The sequence below is a fragment of the Leptospira barantonii genome (assembly GCF_002811925.1).
GTDB lineage: Bacteria > Spirochaetota > Leptospiria > Leptospirales > Leptospiraceae > Leptospira > Leptospira barantonii.
The window spans coordinates 269,651-287,378 of the sequence record NZ_NPDS01000002.1 but is presented as its reverse complement, the minus strand read 5'-3'; the positions used below and the strand labels follow the sequence as shown (position 1 = coordinate 287,378).

Here is a 17,728-nt window from a genome sequence, read left to right as displayed (position 1 = left end):
CGATTGAGTCCTTAGGCCGAAAAGGTAAGTAAAGAATACGAATGAAAAAATTCGCCCTAACCAGCCTACTCCTCTTCATTTTCGGCAACCTTTACGCAAACGATGATCTCAAATACCTGATCAAATCCTACAGTCTTCAAAAAATCCATCGTATTTTTCGGGATCGCAATCCCGGAACCGAATCCGAGGTCTACGCCCTGGTTCGGTATCACGAGGAACATCCGGACGGAAGCCGGGACAAAAAGTTTTCGTATCTGGTTTCTCTTCTCAAAGGGAGAATGGTTTCGTCTCCGGGACGTCAGGATCTTTTGGAAATCCTGAATTCTCCCCTGCCCGGAAACTCGGTCATCACAAGACTTTCACTCTGGAAACTCTATGAGGAAACGGTTCATAGAAAAATTCTCGGCAAGGAAGAATTGATCGGCCTGCTCAAGAAATTTCCGAGGGAAAACGATCCGCTCAGTCAAAACGCGATCTCCGAAATTTTTAAAATTTATTACGAAGCGGGAATGATCCAGGAATGTCTGGATTTCGCCAAAAGTTTTTCGGATCGGGAACAAGCCGAAATATTCTCCCCGATGATTTTGTATCGTTATGCGAAATCTCTTTATAAATCGGGGAACACCGAAAAAGCGGAATCGATCTTTTATTCGATCCTCGAAGATCCTTCCGTTCTTTCCTCGGTCAAAAAATTCATTCTCGAAGACCTTCAGGTTTGGAAAGGTCATACGTTTTATTCTTCCCTGACGCCGGAACGCGCCGCGCTTTTTCTTCCTCACTTGGACGTTTCCGAAAAAAAACATCTGATCTCTTCCAGAGATTTGGAACGGGTTTCCTTTTCCAAGGGAGAAGCCTTTCGAAATACGGCTCGCGTTTTAGCCGCGTACGAACCCGAGGCGCTTCCGAACTTTTTTAGAAGAAATTCGGGGCTTGCAAAGTCCAATCCCGATTTTACCGCGGCCATGTCGAGGGAACTTACGAATCAGAGTTTTTCCGGAAAGGCCCTCGATTTGTTAAACGACGCGAACGCGGAAAAAAACGACGAGATTCTTTACAGTTACGCAAGGGCTTATAAGAAACAGGGGAACAAAGATCTATATTTCAGAAATCTAATAGACTCTTTGGAAAAAAGTCCCACGAATTTAATACGACAAGACGAACTGATCGATCTTCTCACCGGAAACCACGAAAACTTTTTAGGAGACGCTTATTGGAAAGACGCTCTTCGAAAAATTCCGGATCTTCCGGTCAAAGGAAGACTTGTGTATTGGTATCTTCGTTTTTTGAAGAAGAACGGAAGAACCGAAGAACTCAACACCTGGCTCAAATCGTATTACAAACATATTCCGGGTTCTTATTATACGCGCGTAATCCGCGAAGAATTTCAAGACGAGATCTCCGCGTTTCCTCTTCCTTCCAATCCGACTTGGAACAAGGACAGCCTTTTCGAATATCTTTCCTTGACCGCGGGAATTCCCGAACTTTCGGGAAAGATTCTCGGAAAAGATTTGGACTTTGCGACTCAGGCCGCGGCGTTTCAACTGGGCGTTAGAATCGACGGCGCCCATTCTAAAATTCGAGGGAACCGTTATCTGCAATCGGCAAAGGAATATCTGGAAGTCGGCGAGATGGCCTACGCTCTTTCTTTGGTGCAGAGATATAAGGTTCAACAAGGAATCGGAGAAACCGAAAAGGAAGAAATTCTCGCGGCGCTCGGTGAACAAACCGGAACTCCCTATCTCACGGTCTTTCACACAAGAGCGCTGATGAAAAAAGAAAAACTCAGCGACGACGTCATTCTTCTTCCCTCCAAACTCGCGGGGAGAATTTATCCGAGACCACACAGAGGACTTGTCGCTTCCATTTCTCAAAACGTGGGAATCGAAGAGGACATCGTCTACGCGATCATGCGTCAGGAATCCTTCTTTAAGGAAAACGCGATCTCGGTTTCGAACGCGAGAGGTTTGATGCAGATCATGGGTCCCACCGGACGAGAACTCGCCAAAAGAATGAACCTGGATTCTTATTCTCTTTTTGATCCAGAGGTTTCGATCGAAATGGGCGCGCGGTTTTTGCGCTATCTAGTCGCATCCAACGGAAATCTTCAGTGGGCTTCGATCGCCTACAACGGTGGACCGGGAAATCTTCGCAAATGGAAACGAAATCATTACCACGGGGACTTCAATCATTTCTTGGAAGAACTCCCCATAAAGGAACCTAGGGATTATTGTAGAATCGTAAGTTCGAACTATTACAACTATCAGAACTTGCGGAAGTATAAGAATCTTTAAATTTTGATTTTTTGGATTGTCTATCTGACGGAAAGAATAGGATAGGAATCTGAAACGATTTTAAGCGCAATTTTTTTAGCCGTCGGATTATCCTAAAATTCGGCGAAAACAACGAACACTACTCTAGGAGAGAAACATGGCCGAGGTAGCAATTCTGAAGATCGACGGGAAGGAATACGAACTCCCGATCATCGTAGGCACCGAAAACGAAAAAGCAGTCGATATTTCAAAACTCCGTCAGCAGACGGGATACGTAACCCTGGACAACGGATACTTAAACACCGGAGCTTGCACGAGCTCGGTAACCTTTCTCGACGGAGAACTCGGCATATTAAGATACAGAGGAATTCCGATCGAACAACTCGCGGAAAATTCCACGTTCACCGAAGTCGCTTATCTATTGATCTACGGAAAACTTCCTTCCGACGCGGAACTCAAACGCTGGAACGAAGAACTTACCATGCACACTTTGATCCACGAGGATCTCAAACGTCTTTACAACGGATTTCCGAAAGACGGTCACCCGATGGCGATCATGTCTTCGATGATCGGCTCTCTTTCCACTTACTATCAGGATTCTTACGATCCTGAAAACGCGGAACACAGACATATCTCCATGATCCGTCTTCTCGCGAAGTTTCCTACGATCGCGGCGTTCGCGTATAAAAAATCACTCGGACAACCTACGATTCATCCTTTGAACAGCCTCGACTATTGTTCGAACTTCATGAATATGATGTTCTCCGTTCCGAGCGAAGAATATAAGATCGATCCTGAAATCGTAAAAGCTCTGAACCTTCTTCTCATTCTGCACGCGGATCACGAACAAAACTGTTCCACGTCTACGGTGCGTTTGGTGGGTTCTTCTTTGGCGAACCTTTACGGCGCGATCTCGGCCGGAATCTGCGCGCTTTGGGGACCAAGACACGGTGGAGCGAACCAAGAAGTATTGGAGATGCTCCAAGAAATCCAAGCAAGCGGACTTCCCGTTAAGAAGATCGTGGAAAAAGCGAAGGACAAAAACGATTCTTTCCGTCTTTCCGGATTCGGTCACAGGGTTTATAAGAATTTCGATCCTCGCGCGAAGATCATCAAAAAGGCTTGCGACAGCGTGTTGAAAAGACTCGGCGTTCAAGATCCTTTATTAGATATCGCTAAAGAACTCGAAGAAGCGGCTCTTCACGATCCTTATTTCGTGGAAAGAAAACTTTATCCGAACGTGGACTTCTACTCCGGTATCATCTACCGCGCGCTCGGAATTCCGGTGAATATGTTTACCGTAATGTTCGCGATGGGACGTCTTCCGGGTTGGATCGCTCAGTGGAAAGAAATGATCGAATCCACCGATATGAAAATCGGTCGTCCGAGACAGATCTACACAGGCGCGATGGAAACATCTTACAAAGAGGCCAAGAAAAAAGCCTGAACTCTCCCTCAAAAAACTTCCGGTTCCGTAGATATCAACTGAACCGGAAGAGCGAACTTTCCATCCAACGTAAACATCCCTGGATCTTTAGCGGAAATCTTTCCACCGCAACTTCGACGTTCTCAAACGGTCAGTGGTTGAATCTTGTCTCGACAGAAAACGAACCCGTAGCCACGGGAATTTATTCGAGCACGGGCCTTGTTCGAATCCGAGTGATTCAGCTTGCGCCTTTCTTTTCCAAAGAAAAAATAAGGGAGAATTTGGTCTCCGCTCTCAAACGAAGGGCCGCTTTGCGCGCAGAAACGAACGCGTATCGAATTCTACACGGAGAAAACGATTTTTTTCCGGGTATCACCGTCGATCGAATCTCACAAACCTGGGTTGTCCGAATTTATTCTTCGTCCTTGCTCGCATACGGAAGATGGCTCGTATGGAATCTCTATGATATATGCAAAAATTCTAAATTAGAAGAACCGCAACCGAAACGAATTTTGTTCGATCCTCCCGAAAAAACCGGAGAAGATAAGGTCGCGGAAAACGATACGAACGGCCTACGCGGCGTGCGGCTTTGGAGAGGGGAAATTCAGTCTGGCGGCCGCGAGCGAAGCGAGCGGACGGAACATACAACGCAGACGGAGCCCCCTTCGAACACACCGAACCGTTCGGCGGTAAAAATCAGAGAGACGATCCGACTCGGAAAGATCCGATTTCCCGTGGAACTCCCCGGACAAAAGGGAGGAATCTTTTTGGACCTGAGGAATCTTCGTAGATTTCTATTGGAAAAAAAGGAGCTGAGCGCCGGCCGAGATTGTCTTCATTTATTTTCACATACGGGGCTGACCTCGATTTGTATGGATGAGGCCGGCGCAAATTCGGTTTTATCCGTCGACGGATCGAAGGAAGTTCTCGATTCTTTTCAAAGAGTACTGAGCATTCGAAAAGACGAAACAAAATGCAAACATAGATTCGTTCAAAAGAATCTCTTTCAAGAATTGGAAGAGGTCCTTAAAGACAAAACGTTCGGACTGATCGTAATCGATCCGCCGAATCTTACTCCGGATGCGAAATCCAAAAAGAACGCACTCAAATCCTATTCATATCTGTTCGCAAACGCACTCGAATCGTTGAAAGAATCGGGAACGATCATTCTTTGTTCTTGTTCGGGAAGAATCGCTTCCGAAGAATTGGAAACGCTTGCAAAGAATATTCTAAAAACGAAGGGAATCACCTTCGAATATTTTACGAGTTTGAAACCGGAAGCCGATCATCCCGTGAGAAAGAATTTTCCCGAAGGAAATTATTTTAAGGTACATATCTATGAAAACTGTAAAAAAAACTGAAGCCCCGAGTCTCGACGGATCTTACGTATTGATCGACTCCGGGGACTTTCGAAAACTCGAACAAATCGGACCTTATACAATCATACGTCCATCCCCCGTTTCCGCTTGGCCCGCCACAAAACCGAATCTCTGGAAAAACGTCCATGGAGAATACGTCCGCTCCGACAAAGGTGGAGGCGCCTGGACTTGGAACAAAAAAGTGGACGAAGAATTTTATATTCAAATATTAGAATATTCTATTAAAATCAAGTTTACTCCGTTCGGCCATCTCGGGATTTTCGCGGAACAACTTGAGAATTGGAAAAAAATCCAGAAACTTTCCTCCGGGCTCAAAAAAGAGGAAGAGGTTTTGAATCTTTTCGCCTATTCCGGAATTTCCACACTCGCCGTTTTGGACGGCGGAGCCTCCGCTTGTCATTTGGATTCCTCCAAAGGAATGGTAGACTGGGCCCGGGACAACGCAACCGCATCGGGACTCGCGGACAAGAAAGTTCGATGGATGGTCGAGGACGTTTTGAAATTTTTAAAACGCGAAATCAAACGAGGAAAAGACTATCGAGGTTTTATTCTCGATCCGCCAACATTCGGAAGAGGAGCCAGCGGAGAAGTTTTCAAGATAGAAAAGGATCTTCCGGAACTGATGGATCTATTGATGCAACTCTGCGACAACAAACCCGACTTTATCGTTTTGACCTGTCATTCCACCGGATTCAGCCCTTTGGCTCTGCAAAGAATTTTGGAAGGAAGAATCCGCAACAAAGGACGTTTTCATTTGGGAGAACTTTCCATTCCCGAAGAAAGCGGAAGACTTTACCCCGCAGGATCGAACTGTATCTATGTATCGGAGAGACTTTCGCTTTGAACGAGGAAAAGGACATTGCGTTTTTGGAAATCACCAGCTTCTCGAACGAGAAGTTGAAGAACATTTCCAACCTTAAGGAAAAAAAACACAGGGAATCCTCGGGACTTTTTTTTATAGAGGGTTATCGTGAAATTCTAAGGGCGCAAAAGTCCGGCAAGGTTCGGTTTCAGAATCTGCTTTATTCTCCCGAATGTTTTTTGGGAGAGAACGAATTTTCTCTCATTCGTTCCATCGGGGCGAAGAACATTCGCGTTCCGAAAAAAGTTTTCGAAAAGATTTCTTATCGGGATCGACCGGACGGTTTGATAGCGACCGCACAATTTTTTGCGACCGACTTGGACACTTTTCAAAAAGAATCCACTACATTCAAAAATTCTAAACCGATTCTTATGATCGAGGGTGTGGAAAAACCGGGAAACCTGGGAACGATTCTTCGAACCTCCGAAGGCGCCGGTTTTCACACCGTTCTCGTTGCCGATCCGCGTTTGGATCTATTCAATCCGAACGTGATCAGAGCGTCCACCGGTGCGTTGTTCACTCTCGACGTGTATCTCGGGGAAACCGCCGCTATCTACGACATTCTCAAGAAAAACAATTATAGAACGTTAGCCGTAACACCGGAGGCTAAAAAACTTTATTTCGACGGCGACCTAAAAGGTAAAATCGCGTTGGTGTTTGGCTCGGAACAATACGGCCTTTCACCCTACGCGAGAAGTCATTCCGACGAATACCTATCCCTTCCGATGTTTGGAGAAGCCGATTCTTTGAATCTCGCTATGTCGGCGGGAATCGTCATGTATGAAGTGATTCGTCAAGGGCACGGCTCGATTCAGAAATGAAAATCACGTATTACGTCAGCGGTCACGGATTCGGTCATATCAGTCGATCGATGGAGATCATTCTTTATCTGCTACGTAGTTTTCCCGATTTGGAAGTCGATCTTGTCACGGTTCGGGAAGAATTCTTATCCACTCTATCCCTCGGTGAAGACGATTCCAAGAACGTAAAACGTCTCCACATACGCAAAAAGGTCGTGGACGTGGGTATGGTCCAAAGGGATTCGTTGTCGATCGATATTCGCGCCACCGAAGAAAACCTGGAAAAATTTAATTTAGAAAAATCGTATATTCAAATTTCAGAAATTGAATCCTGCCTAGATTTTGAAACCGATCTGATCATTTCCGATTCGGCCTCTCTTCCGTTTATGGTCGCGGATAAGATCAAGGTCCCTTCCCTTTTTGTGGGCAATTTCACCTGGGATTTCATTTATTCCGGTTATATTAAGGAATCTTCCGTGTTCGAACAGGCTTCAAGGACTTTGTTCGAAGAATACTATCACGCGACGTTCGGGTTGATTCTTCCTTTTGCTTGTCCCGCGCATTCTCTCGCGGAACAAAAACAAATCGGCCTGGTCGGTCGAAGACCTCATCTGAGTAAAAAGGCCGCGAAAGATCACTTCGGCTTTTCGGATGAAAAGGTTCATCTTCTATTTTCTTTCGGCGCTTACGGGGTGGAAACCTCTCACTTTCATTGGGAAGAATTCGATTCGGATCGTTATACGATCGTTCTTTCGGGAACTGATTTCGATCTGATGCAGATTCCCAAAAAACAAAGAAACGGTATTTTAAAACTTTCTAATGTTCACTATCCCGATCTTTTGACCGCCTGCGATTTTGTGATTACAAAACCGGGTTACGGTATTTTGAGTGAAGCCGTTTATTCGAAAACTCTCGTCCTTTACACGGATCGGGGCGACTTTCCGGAAGTTCCGTATCTTCATAACAGTTTAAGGGAAGAAATTCCATCCGCTCATATTTCCAACGAGGATTTGTTTTCGTTTCGTTTTGATTCTTCGATTCGGACGGCGAATTCTTGGAAAGGAAATCCTTCTCCCTTGTTTGAAAAAGATGGCCGAGAAGACGTTAAACACGCCGTGGCCGTTTTTTTGAAGTTGGTTTAGACCGCCGCGGTTCGCTCGCTTTTATATTTTCGCATTTCCTCTTCTTAGAATTTTTTAATTTTAGAACCGCTCTTTTTTTGAAAAAAGATTATGAAACTGCCTCGGCGGCGCTCGGCGCAGTCGTTCTTTGAAACCGTTCCTTGTATGGGCGTTTTATTATTTATTACATTCGAATCATGAGATTCGATCTTTTCTTCAGGAAAGGAAGAGCCACGTTGTTACACTTCTCGTTCCCGAGCAAACTTTGCTTGGATATTCCGATCTGGAAAGGCGGAGACTTGCAAAAAAGATTCCTTCGTTGTTGAGGAGATATTCCAAATTTCTTTCGACGACAAAACGATTGGGAACTAAGGCCGGTAAGACTTTATATCAGCCAAGTCCGGGAAAAGAAAAAATGAAAAAGATTAGCGTTCGGCTGAGCACAGGAAGCTGGGCTTTGTTCGGCACGCTCGCGCACGTGCATGGGGTTTCTCGTTGTTTTCTTTTTAATTATCTTTTGTTGTTGGAAGCATCGGGAGTCGGGAATTCTATCGATCGCGTTATGAATGAAGGAGGTCCTACATTTCACGAGAACTACAAATACATCCTGGAACTCGATCTTCTAAATAACAGCATCGTAAGGAGATTACAATGCAAACCGCACGACACATTCTATATGTTGGATTATCGAGATTGGTACGATTCCTAAATTTCGACGAAAACTGAAGCCTCAGCAACAACCGAATCCGCTTCGCTTAACAAAACACCGCGTTTATAATCCGCGAAAGAATTTTTCCACCAGGAAGAAAGCTCTCTCACGTCCTCGGTCCAAAACCAAGAATGCAAATCGGCCATACAATCATAATCCCATAGAATTCTCAGCAATTCCTGATTCTTAAACGAAGAGGGACCTTCGCTTTTAAGTTTGACGGTTAGATTCTTCAGATAATTTTTTCGAACCGGAGATTCCGATCTTCGCTTTCTCAGCCTGGAAAGATGAAATTCATTCAAGGAAGGATCGACGATACAAAGAAAAATCCCCCTTCGATTTTCTGAATTTCCTATGAGCCGAGAATACTCGACTTCAAAAGAACGTAAAGTTTCCAAGAGACGATTCTCCCTTAACTCGGGCGGATTGGACAGAACTCCGAAAGAACCTTTTTTACTTTTAGGAAAATAAGAAGTTAATAATGCGATCGGATACCCAAAAATCCAACCGACCAACAAAGGTAAAAACCAAAAGAATAGAATCGGATACGTTGCAAACATCCAAGTGCCGATTCCTAAACCGTAAAACGAAGCAGGCAAAATCGTGAGCGCCAACGCTCTCGAATCCGGCCCGGAAGACGCATTCCTATTTTGAGGACCCCATTCTATTTTACGATTCAAGAATGTAAGAAGAATGAATCTCGTATATTGAACCATATATACCGGCGCAATCAAAACGGAATGTAGAAATTCCAAAAAGAACGAAACGATCCAGGAAAGGAAAGAAGATCCCCATTCTTTCCTGCGAAAAAAGGAAACTTCCAAAAAGGAAAGGATTCTCGGTAAAAACAATATGAGTAAAGTATAACCTTGTAATGTATATGCAACCGGAAGATAAAGATCGTCGCGGAATGCGATCCAATCCTCGGGTAAAAGCGCCAATCTAAAAAAGTCCACGTCCTCGATCGTAGTCAGAGAGGAGGAAATCAAAAGTAAGGCCCAAAGCGGAGAACTAAAATACGAAAAAATTCCGAGAAGAATCTGAAGCCTGCTCGAAAATCGCAACTTGCCCCCGAACAAAAACCAGAAGTGCTGTAGATTTCCCTGACACCAACGGTTGTCCCGTTTGAGCGCCTCAAGAATGTTAGGCGGAGCTTCTTCATACGATCCCTTTAAATCCGTCGCAAACCAAACCCCGTATCCTGCCTTTCTGAACAAGGCGGCTTCGATCGTATCGTGACTCAAGATCTTTCCGCCGATTGCGCTTTCTCCGGGTAATCCCGGGAGTCCGCAATATTTCATAAACGGCTGTAATCGAATGATCGCGTTGTGCCCCCAAAACGGTCCCGAACGCAATTGCCAAAAATAGGAACCCGCTCCGAACACGGAATTTCCGACCCACGCCCCGAACGCGGAAAGTTTTTGAAAGACCGACTTAGCCTCGATCACCTCGGGAACGGTTTGAATGATCCCCGCGTTCGGGGCTTTCTCCATTAGAAATATTAAATTTTTCATACATTCTCCCGTGACGATGCTGTCTGCATCCAGGATGATCATGTATTTGTATCGTTTGCCCCATCTTCTGCAGAAGTCCGCGATATTACCGGACTTCTTATTCAAATTTACTCTTCGTTTGCGGTAGTAGATTCTACCCTTGTTGGAAGGTTTTCGGCTTAGAATCGAGAACGCCTTTTCCTCCAAGGCCCAAAGATTCGGATCGGAGGTATCGGACAGTATAAAAAAATCGGTGTTTTGCGCGAGACCGCTTTGGGAGATTTGATCCATCATCAACTCGACCCCGGCGAAAATCCTCGCGACGTCCTCGCAATGAATCGGCATGACCACGGCCACGGGCGGGAATTCATTCTCAAGAATATCCTGTTTTTCTAATATTCTAGAAATACGAAGAGGATCGCCTCCCCTGAGCTTTTGGAAAAATCCAATCAGCGCCGTGGCCGCTCCGAACGAGATGATCGGAAACAAAATACAGAACAAAATCAAAGTCGCCCATTCAAAAGGACTGATCGATTGAAAGGATAAGAATTGAACCTCTAAAAAAACTCCGATGATTACGAAAAAGAAAACCAATCCGCCGAATGTCAATCTTCGATAGCTTACGGTTTTCGAATCGATCGAATGCCCCGTTTTTTCGAAAACGTTCACCGCAACAGCCCGTACAATAAGAATGAATACACGCTTCCCCAAAAAAGAACGGACAAGACGACCGCTACGGGTTCCAGTTTTTCCTTGGGCTCCGCTAATTCTCCCAAGGGCCCGAAGTCGACCGGGTTCGGAATCATACTCGATGGCTCTATCGCGGGAAGCGCAGACGTATTAGAATCTTTCGGATCGGAATTCAAAATTCCTGAACTCAAGAACAAACGCATCGCTTCCTTTTCCAAGTTACGTTTTTCCTTTTTAACAACGGGGAGAATTTCCCTTTCAATGGAAATTAAAAATTCATCGAGTCTCGAATGCAATTCGATCGGATCGGAAATCCCGGACGCGATACAATACAATTTTATCTTCGTATAAACCCGGGAAAGTTCTTCCCGATGTTCCCGAAATCGGGAATTCAATTCAAATCGTGGATTCAAGAGTGAACGTCCAGATCTCGCTCAGGTCTTCCTGATTTTTTTTCAAAACGGCTTTGAGTTCCGTCGGTTTGTTTTTATTCTTTTGAACGACTCGGAATGTAAGTCTCCATACCCCGGTCTCTTCAATTTTTTGAATATTATAATCCGTTAATTCTGAATTCTCCCCCGTATCGATCGACGCCTGCAGATAAGTAAACGCGTCGAGGGCCTTCAACTTTTCGCCGGAAAAATCGACGTAAAAAACTCGCATATCGGATTCTCCGGGCACGGGCGCGATTCTCGTCGAAACGGTTTTTGCGAGTTCATCCGGCAAAGGATCTTCGTTTAACCAGCGGATGGTGTAAGCGAATTCATACGGTTGAAGAGGAGCCGGAAACGAAGCCGGAACCCAAAACGCTCCGATATTATCGTCCGAATCGCGGACCGTGGGAATCTGTAAAAGTTGTACGCTTCCCTTTCCCCAGTTTCCTTCCGGTTCCACCCAAGCGGAAGGACGAAGATGATACTTCATCGAATTGTCCTGATAACTCGCAAAGTTTCGATCTCTTTGTATCAACCCGAAAGCCCTTGGATTCTCGTCTTGAAAAGAATGGATCGTAACTCGTTTCGGATTGTCCAAGGGTCTCCAGACCCAATCCCCTTTTCCAGTTTCGATCATCAACCCGTCTGAATCGTGTGACTCGGGATATATCTGTCCTTCTGGAATTCCTTTCGTTTCCGAGTACCAATACATCGAAGTCAATGGAGCGATTCCGAAACGATCCACCTTAGTTCGCAAAGTCACTTCTGCGTTCACATGCACGGAAGATACCTTTCCCGGTGAGATTTGAAATTCATACGCACCCGTCGCGGTCTTTCCGTCTAACAGCGCATAGACGAAAATGGTCGAATCCGTTTTATCCGGATGAACGATCCAAAAATGTGTGAATCCCGGAAAGTCCTCGGGATAAGGCATTCCCGTATTGATCGCGATCCCGCGCGCGGACAAACCGTAGACTTGTTTTTTGGAAACCATTCTATAATAACTCGCGCCTTGAAACACGGTGAACTCGTCCGTATGTTCCGGCGTGTTCAATGGATAGTGAATCTTAAATCCTGAGTAGCCCAGATCTGCGGGAATTTCTCCCTGCACTTTCAAGTTCGTCAGATCGAAATAGGATTCGTCGTAAGGAATCGATCTCGAAAAGTCGGAGCGGACTTCGTTTAACGTCACGTTCGTATTGTACAAATGTCCGGGATGAAAGAACTGTATCTGAAACGGGTTTCCTTCTTTTTTCCAAAGCGAAGACTCGGGGCGAAAGCGGATGTTCTTATATTGATCCCAGCTCAAACCCTGCAAAAACCGAGTCGATACGAACTGCGGTTTCACATAACGTCCATGAGCCATACTTCTGGCCCTTTTTTTTAGATCGTCGAAGGAGAATCTCGTAACCGGAATCTGAACGCCGGATACTGGATCGAGAACCACGGATTCTTCCGTATCGGGAAATTTAAAATCGATTTCTGTTTCTTTTTTCTGCTGTCGGTTTGCGACCGCAAAGAGGAGGATCGTGGCAAAAAAAGCGAGGGCTATGTGTATTCTTAACATTGTATTTTTCCGGATCGAAGGCCGACGCCGCGCATCGCAACTCGGCCACAATCCCTACGTTAGCCGACATCGAACGTTAAAACGCGCGGCGCCGGACGTCTCCTAGAAAATTCTTCAATGAGAAGACTCTTTCTCAAAAATCAAAAGGGCGAAAATTCTTCCCTTGGATCGCCTAACCCTTGTAAGACCCTCCAAGAAAAGAATTCGTTCATTCCTTCGAAGAGATTATTTCGGAACCACCTTCACGAAATAATTCTTGTTTCCGTCGAAATCCTTTAAGATTCCTTCGGATAAATCGGAACCGGTCAACTTAGAGTGTTCGGAGATCAGATTTTTGATGACCTCGTAGTCTCCGTTTTCCAAGTCCACGGTTTTTACGTATTCCTTGTTGAGAAGAGGTTGAATGTCCCATCCCTTTTGGAAGAAATACGCGCTACCGCCGGTCATTCCCGCGCCCATATTTTTACCCACGCTTCCGAGACAAACGATGGTTCCGCTGGTCATGTATTCAAGGAAGTGATCTCCCGCTCCGCCGACAACGGCTTCCGCTCCCGAGTTACGAACTCCGAAACGTTCTCCCGCTCTTCCGGAACAGAAAAGTTTTCCGGATGTCGCGCCGTAGAGACAAGTGTTTCCGATGATCGTGTTTTCATAAGCCTTGAGTTTGGACTTACGATGTTTTTTGATCACGATCACACCGCCGCAAAGACCCTTTCCGACGTAGTCGTTCGCATCACCGTGCAGAGTCACTTGAACTCCTTTCACGAGCCATGCTCCTAAGGATTGTCCTGCGGTTCCTTCCAGAATGATTTCGAGTTTTCCCGGCAGACCTTTGGATCCGTATTTTCTTGCGATCAAACCGGAGATCTTCGCACCCACGGTTCGGTTCGTATTGCGGACAAGATAAGAAAGAGCCATAGAAGATTTTCCTTCGAGAGCTTTTTCCGCGTCCTTGATGATACGATCGTCCAATACTTCTCCGATCGGTTCCTTACGGATCGATCTGTCTTTTTTCTGTTTCGTAGGATCGTAGAACAAAGGCAGACGAACCAGAATCGGATTGAGATCGAGCGAATCCAAACGATCTTTCTCGTAACGTGTGATCTGTTTCAATAGATCGGTTCTTCCGATGATTTCATCGATGGAGCGGAATCCAAGTTCCGCGAGATATTCTCTCACTTCCAATGCGAGGCAAGTGAATAGATTCACGAGTTGATCTGGGGATCCTTTGTATTTTGCGCGGAACTTGATATCCTGAGTCGCGATTCCCGTCGGACAGTTGTTCAAGTGGCATTTTCTCGCCATGATACAACCGAGTGCGACAAGCGAAGCGGTTCCCACGCCGTATTCTTCGGCGCCGAGACAAGCCGCAATGATCACGTCTCTTCCGGATACGATACCGCCGTCCGTTCTTAAAACCACACGATCACGGAGTCCGTTCATTACTAAAACTTGATGTGTTTCGGAAAGACCGAGTTCCCAAGGAGAACCCGCATACTTGATCGATGTGATCGGAGCCGCTCCGGTTCCACCCACGTGACCGGAAATGAGAATCACATCCGCGTTCGCTTTTGCAACACCGGCCGCGATCGTTCCCACTCCGGCTTCGGAAACAAGCTTCACCGAAACTTGCGCCTTGTGATTGGCCATCTTCAAGTCGTAGATGAGCTGTGATAAATCCTCGATCGAATAAATATCGTGGTGAGGCGGAGGAGAAATCAAATCGATTCCCTGTGGAGTGTGACGATTCGTCGCAATCTCCTCGTTGTTCTTCTTACCGGGAAGCTGACCGCCTTCTCCGGGTTTTGCGCCTTGTGCGATTTTGATTTCGATTTCGGTCGCCGAGTTCAAATACTCGGAAGTAACTCCGAATCTTCCCGAAGCGATCTGCTTGATGGAAGAATTCGCGAGATCCCCTTTTTCGTTCACGACGTAACGGGAAGGATTCTCTCCACCCTCGCCGGAAGAAGACTTAGCGCCTAACCGGTTCATGGCGATCGCAAGATCCGTATGCGCTTCGATGGAAAGCGCACCGTGAGACATACCCGGGGTGAGGAAACGTTTTTGAATTTCGGTAACGGTTTCCACCTCTTCGACCGGGATCGGTTTTCTTGCTACGAAGTCGAACAAGTCGCGGATGTTGATCGGATCGCTTTCTTTGAGAATTTTTGTCGCTTCTTTAAAAGCTTCGTAGTCGTTGTCGACCGCGGCCTTACGTAAGAATTTAACGACTCTCGGAGACCAACGGTGCGGTTGATCGTCCTTCTCGGAAACGAAATCGTCCGGATTGAGTTCTTTGTAAAATGCTTGTTCGTGGTTTCTAAGAATGTTCTGCTCGATTCCACCGATTCCGATTCCGGAAATTCTGGAATACGTTCCCGGGAAATACTTGGAAACAAGAGTTCTGGAAAGACCGATCGCTTCGAAAACCTGTCCGCCCACATACGAGGAAAGAATGGAAATTCCCATCTTGGACATGATTTTCAAAAGTCCGTCGTCCACGCCGTAACGGTAGTTCTCACAAATCTTGTGGAATTCGGGGCGAGCCGCGCTTTCTTCCGCGTCGAATTCTCCCTTTTCCCAAAGATCGAATAACGTGTCCCAGATCAGATAACTGTTTACGCCGGAAGCTCCGTAACCGAGCAACACAGCCACATTATGAATTTCGAATGCAGAACCGGTTTCCACAAGGATAGATACCGCGGAACGGGTTTTGTTGCGGATCAAATGATTGTGAACCGCCGCGACCGCAAGTTCCATCGGGATCGGAGCTCTTTCTTTCGAAAGTTTCTTATCGGAAAGAACGAGAATGTTGGTTCCGCTCTTAGCCGCTTGTAGAGCCTGTTCGAGAAGCGCGTCGAGAGATTTTTCGAGATAGTTGCGGTTTACATTCTCCTCAGCCTCGATATGCGCCTCGAAGGTTGCATCTAACGTAAGAATTTTATAAGGTTTCCCGTCCATCTCGCGGATTCTTTTCAGATCCAGATTGGTGAGATATGGATGAGAAAGAACCAAACAGTTCTGAGGTTTTTCGTCCCCGAACAGGTTCATCTTTTTGACAAGACGAGTGTAAAGAGAGGTCACACCTTTTTCACGGATATAGTCGATCGGGGGATTGGTTACCTGCGCGAATCTCTGACGGAAATACGTGTAAAGACCGATTCGAGAAAGCATCAGAATCGACAGAGGAGTATCGTCTCCCATGGAACTGATCGCTTCCTTACCCTGACCCGCCTGCGGTTTGATCACCGATTTTTGTTTAAACGGAGAATACGCGAACAACACCTGTCTTCTTCTGAGATCGTCGCCTTTGTAGGTGATCGTCTCGTTCATAGAAGAATCCAGATCCTGATTGAGATACGAAACGTTCTCTTTGGACCATTCTCTGTAATCGTATTTCTTTTCGAAAAGAGAATTGATATCTTCGTTGTGATATAGTTTTTTCTCTTTTAAGTTGATCCCGATCATTTCGCCGGGTCCGAGGCGTCCTTTTTTGGTTACGACTTCCTCGTCTACCTGAACGAGTCCCGCTTCGGAACCCATGATCAAAAGACCGTCTTCGGTGACCGCATAACGCGCCGGACGAAGTCCGTTTCTATCAAGAGCCCCTCCGATCCAGTCGCCTTCCGCAAACGCGAGAGCGGCAGGTCCGTCCCAAGGCTCTATAAGAGTATTATTATATTCGTAAAAGCTTTTCAACTCTTCCGACATCGTGAGGTTTTTGGACCAAGCGTTCGGAACGAGCATCGCCTTTGCCTGAAGAACGTCCTTTCCGGAACGAACGATCGCTTCCATCGCGTTATCCAAACTTGCAGAGTCGCTCATGTGAGGACGGATGATCGGATGAATTTCTTTTTGATATTCTCCCCATTTTTTGCACTCGAGTTCTTCCTCGCGCGCAAGCATCCAAATCCTGTTTCCGACGATCGTATTGATTTCTCCGTTGTGCGCGAGAATTCTAAACGGTTGCGCCAAAGCCCAAGAAGGGAAAGTGTTCGTGGAATATCTTTGGTGAAAGATACAATACGGAGAAACCATATTTTCCGAGTTTAAGTCTTCGTAAAACTGGGAAACTTGATTTCCGTTGAAGAGACCTTTGAACACGATTCTTTCCGAAGAAAGAGAACAGATATAAAGATCTCCCGCCAATGAAAGACGATCCGCGTCTCTCATCAATTTTTTCTGTATTAAGAATAACTTCGTTTCGAAGTCCTCGTTGGACATTCCTTCCGGTTTGCCGATGAGAACCTGTTCGATCTGAGGTCTGGATTGATTCGCCTTCGGTCCGAGAACTTCCGGATTTACGGGAACGTATCTCCATGCATAAAGTTTAAAGTTGAATTCCATGAGCGCGGACTCAACGAGACTGCGACACATGTCCTGTTTATCGATATCTTCTCTCGGAAGAAAAATCATTCCGACGCCGATCGAATCTTCGTTCGGTCTTCTATGACCCATCTCTTCGATGTAAGTTGCGAACAACTTCTTAGGAATCTGAATCATGATACCGGCGCCGTCTCCGGTCACCATATCTGCGTCCACGGCTCCTCTATGCGTAAGGCAAGCGACTGCCTTGAGTCCCATAGATACGATTCTGTGACTGTTCTCTCCCTGAAAGGAAGCAACAAATCCTACTCCACAGTTATCATGTTCGAACGACTTTTCATAAAGACCGTTTTCCTCTAGATAATTTTGAAGTTGCAATTGTTCTTTTACATCATTCATTTGCCGAGATCCCTCATGATACAAATTCCCTGGTTAACAACGGGCGTCGGGCGCGCCTATGGCTGAAATTTCAGCAAAATTCCCCAGCTACGGCCAGTAAATTGACAGTTGCGTAAATTGAAAACATTCTTTTAAAAGATAGGATTGAAATACGAATCGTTCCACGATACAAAGCGGATGATAAAAATCTCAGACCATTCTTCCCTCTCGTTTCCGAATATAACACAGTTTCAAATCCATCTCCAGATCTAA

The 17,728-nt window shown here is 45.9% G+C and carries 10 protein-coding genes and 2 pseudogenes; 8 read left to right on the top strand and 4 right to left on the bottom strand.

The window, feature by feature from the left end; genetic code table 11:
• The first annotated feature begins 41 nt into the window (after positions 1–41).
• The 8 genes and pseudogenes from CH367_RS06040 (at position 42) to CH367_RS06010 (ending at position 8,567) form a co-directional block, all read left to right on the top strand.
• Positions 42–2,291, top strand: a complete 2,250-nt coding sequence (locus tag CH367_RS06040; protein ID WP_100761592.1) for a lytic transglycosylase domain-containing protein — start codon at positions 42–44, stop codon at positions 2,289–2,291.
• Between the two features lie 136 nt (positions 2,292–2,427).
• Positions 2,428–3,717, top strand: coding sequence for a citrate synthase (locus CH367_RS06035; protein WP_100761591.1), 1,290 nt, complete (start codon positions 2,428–2,430; stop codon positions 3,715–3,717).
• Positions 3,718–3,755: 38 nt separating this feature from the next.
• Positions 3,756–4,299, top strand: a pseudogene (locus CH367_RS21145) (SAM-dependent methyltransferase); the annotation flags it as partial.
• Positions 4,300–4,385: 86 nt separating this feature from the next.
• Positions 4,386–5,057 (top strand): annotated as a pseudogene (locus CH367_RS21140) (class I SAM-dependent methyltransferase); the annotation flags it as partial.
• On the top strand, positions 5,035–5,919 hold the full coding sequence (locus CH367_RS06025; RefSeq protein WP_100761590.1) for a class I SAM-dependent methyltransferase: 885 nt from the start codon (positions 5,035–5,037) through the stop codon (positions 5,917–5,919). The pseudogene CH367_RS21140 and the gene CH367_RS06025, both read left to right, overlap by 23 nt.
• Complete coding sequence (locus CH367_RS06020) at positions 5,886–6,758, top strand: TrmH family RNA methyltransferase (RefSeq protein WP_100762066.1); 873 nt, start codon at positions 5,886–5,888, stop codon at positions 6,756–6,758. The genes CH367_RS06025 and CH367_RS06020 overlap by 34 nt, the downstream gene beginning before the upstream one ends.
• Complete coding sequence (locus CH367_RS06015; RefSeq protein ID WP_100761589.1) at positions 6,755–7,879, top strand: sugar kinase; 1,125 nt, start codon at positions 6,755–6,757, stop codon at positions 7,877–7,879. The genes CH367_RS06020 and CH367_RS06015 overlap by 4 nt, the downstream gene beginning before the upstream one ends.
• Before the next feature lie 127 nt (positions 7,880–8,006).
• Positions 8,007–8,567: a DUF1564 domain-containing protein gene (locus tag CH367_RS06010; protein ID WP_100761588.1), complete on the top strand. Its 561-nt coding sequence runs from the start codon at positions 8,007–8,009 to the stop codon at positions 8,565–8,567.
• Here CH367_RS06010 and mdoH read toward each other — a convergent pair.
• From mdoH to gltB, 4 genes are all read right to left on the bottom strand, one after another.
• The gene (mdoH, locus tag CH367_RS06005; protein ID WP_100761587.1) at positions 8,564–10,729 is read right to left on the bottom strand and encodes a glucans biosynthesis glucosyltransferase MdoH; all 2,166 of its coding nucleotides are present in this window, start codon (positions 10,727–10,729) and stop codon (positions 8,564–8,566) included. The two genes, CH367_RS06010 and mdoH, sit on opposite strands and share 4 nt — an antisense overlap.
• Positions 10,726–11,145, bottom strand: a complete 420-nt coding sequence (locus CH367_RS06000) for a hypothetical protein (protein ID WP_100761586.1) — start codon at positions 11,143–11,145, stop codon at positions 10,726–10,728. Before CH367_RS06000 ends, mdoH begins: the two co-directional genes overlap by 4 nt.
• Before the next feature lies 1 nt (position 11,146).
• Entirely contained in the window at positions 11,147–12,751 is a 1,605-nt protein-coding gene (locus CH367_RS05995; protein WP_100761585.1) for an OpgD/OpgG family glucan biosynthesis protein, read from the bottom strand.
• 225 nt (positions 12,752–12,976) lie between these two features.
• A complete protein-coding gene (gltB, locus tag CH367_RS05990) occupies positions 12,977–17,476 on the bottom strand; it encodes a glutamate synthase large subunit (protein WP_100761584.1) in 4,500 nt (1,499 codons plus the stop codon).
• Positions 17,477–17,728: the final 252 nt, after the last annotated feature.

Bases quoted from the DNA above. Each gene is read 5' to 3' on its own strand.
- CH367_RS06040 (WP_100761592.1), top strand. From the start codon at position 42: ATGAAAAAATTCGCCCTAACCAGCCTACTCCTCTTCATTTTCGGCAAC.
- CH367_RS06035 (WP_100761591.1), top strand. From the start codon at position 2,428: ATGGCCGAGGTAGCAATTCTGAAGATCGACGGGAAGGAATACGAACTC.
- CH367_RS06025 (WP_100761590.1), top strand. From the start codon at position 5,035: ATGAAAACTGTAAAAAAAACTGAAGCCCCGAGTCTCGACGGATCTTAC.
- CH367_RS06015 (WP_100761589.1), top strand. From the start codon at position 6,755: ATGAAAATCACGTATTACGTCAGCGGTCACGGATTCGGTCATATCAGT.
- CH367_RS05995 (WP_100761585.1), bottom strand. From the start codon at position 12,751: ATGTTAAGAATACACATAGCCCTCGCTTTTTTTGCCACGATCCTCCTC.
- gltB (WP_100761584.1), bottom strand. From the start codon at position 17,476: ATGAATGATGTAAAAGAACAATTGCAACTTCAAAATTATCTAGAGGAA.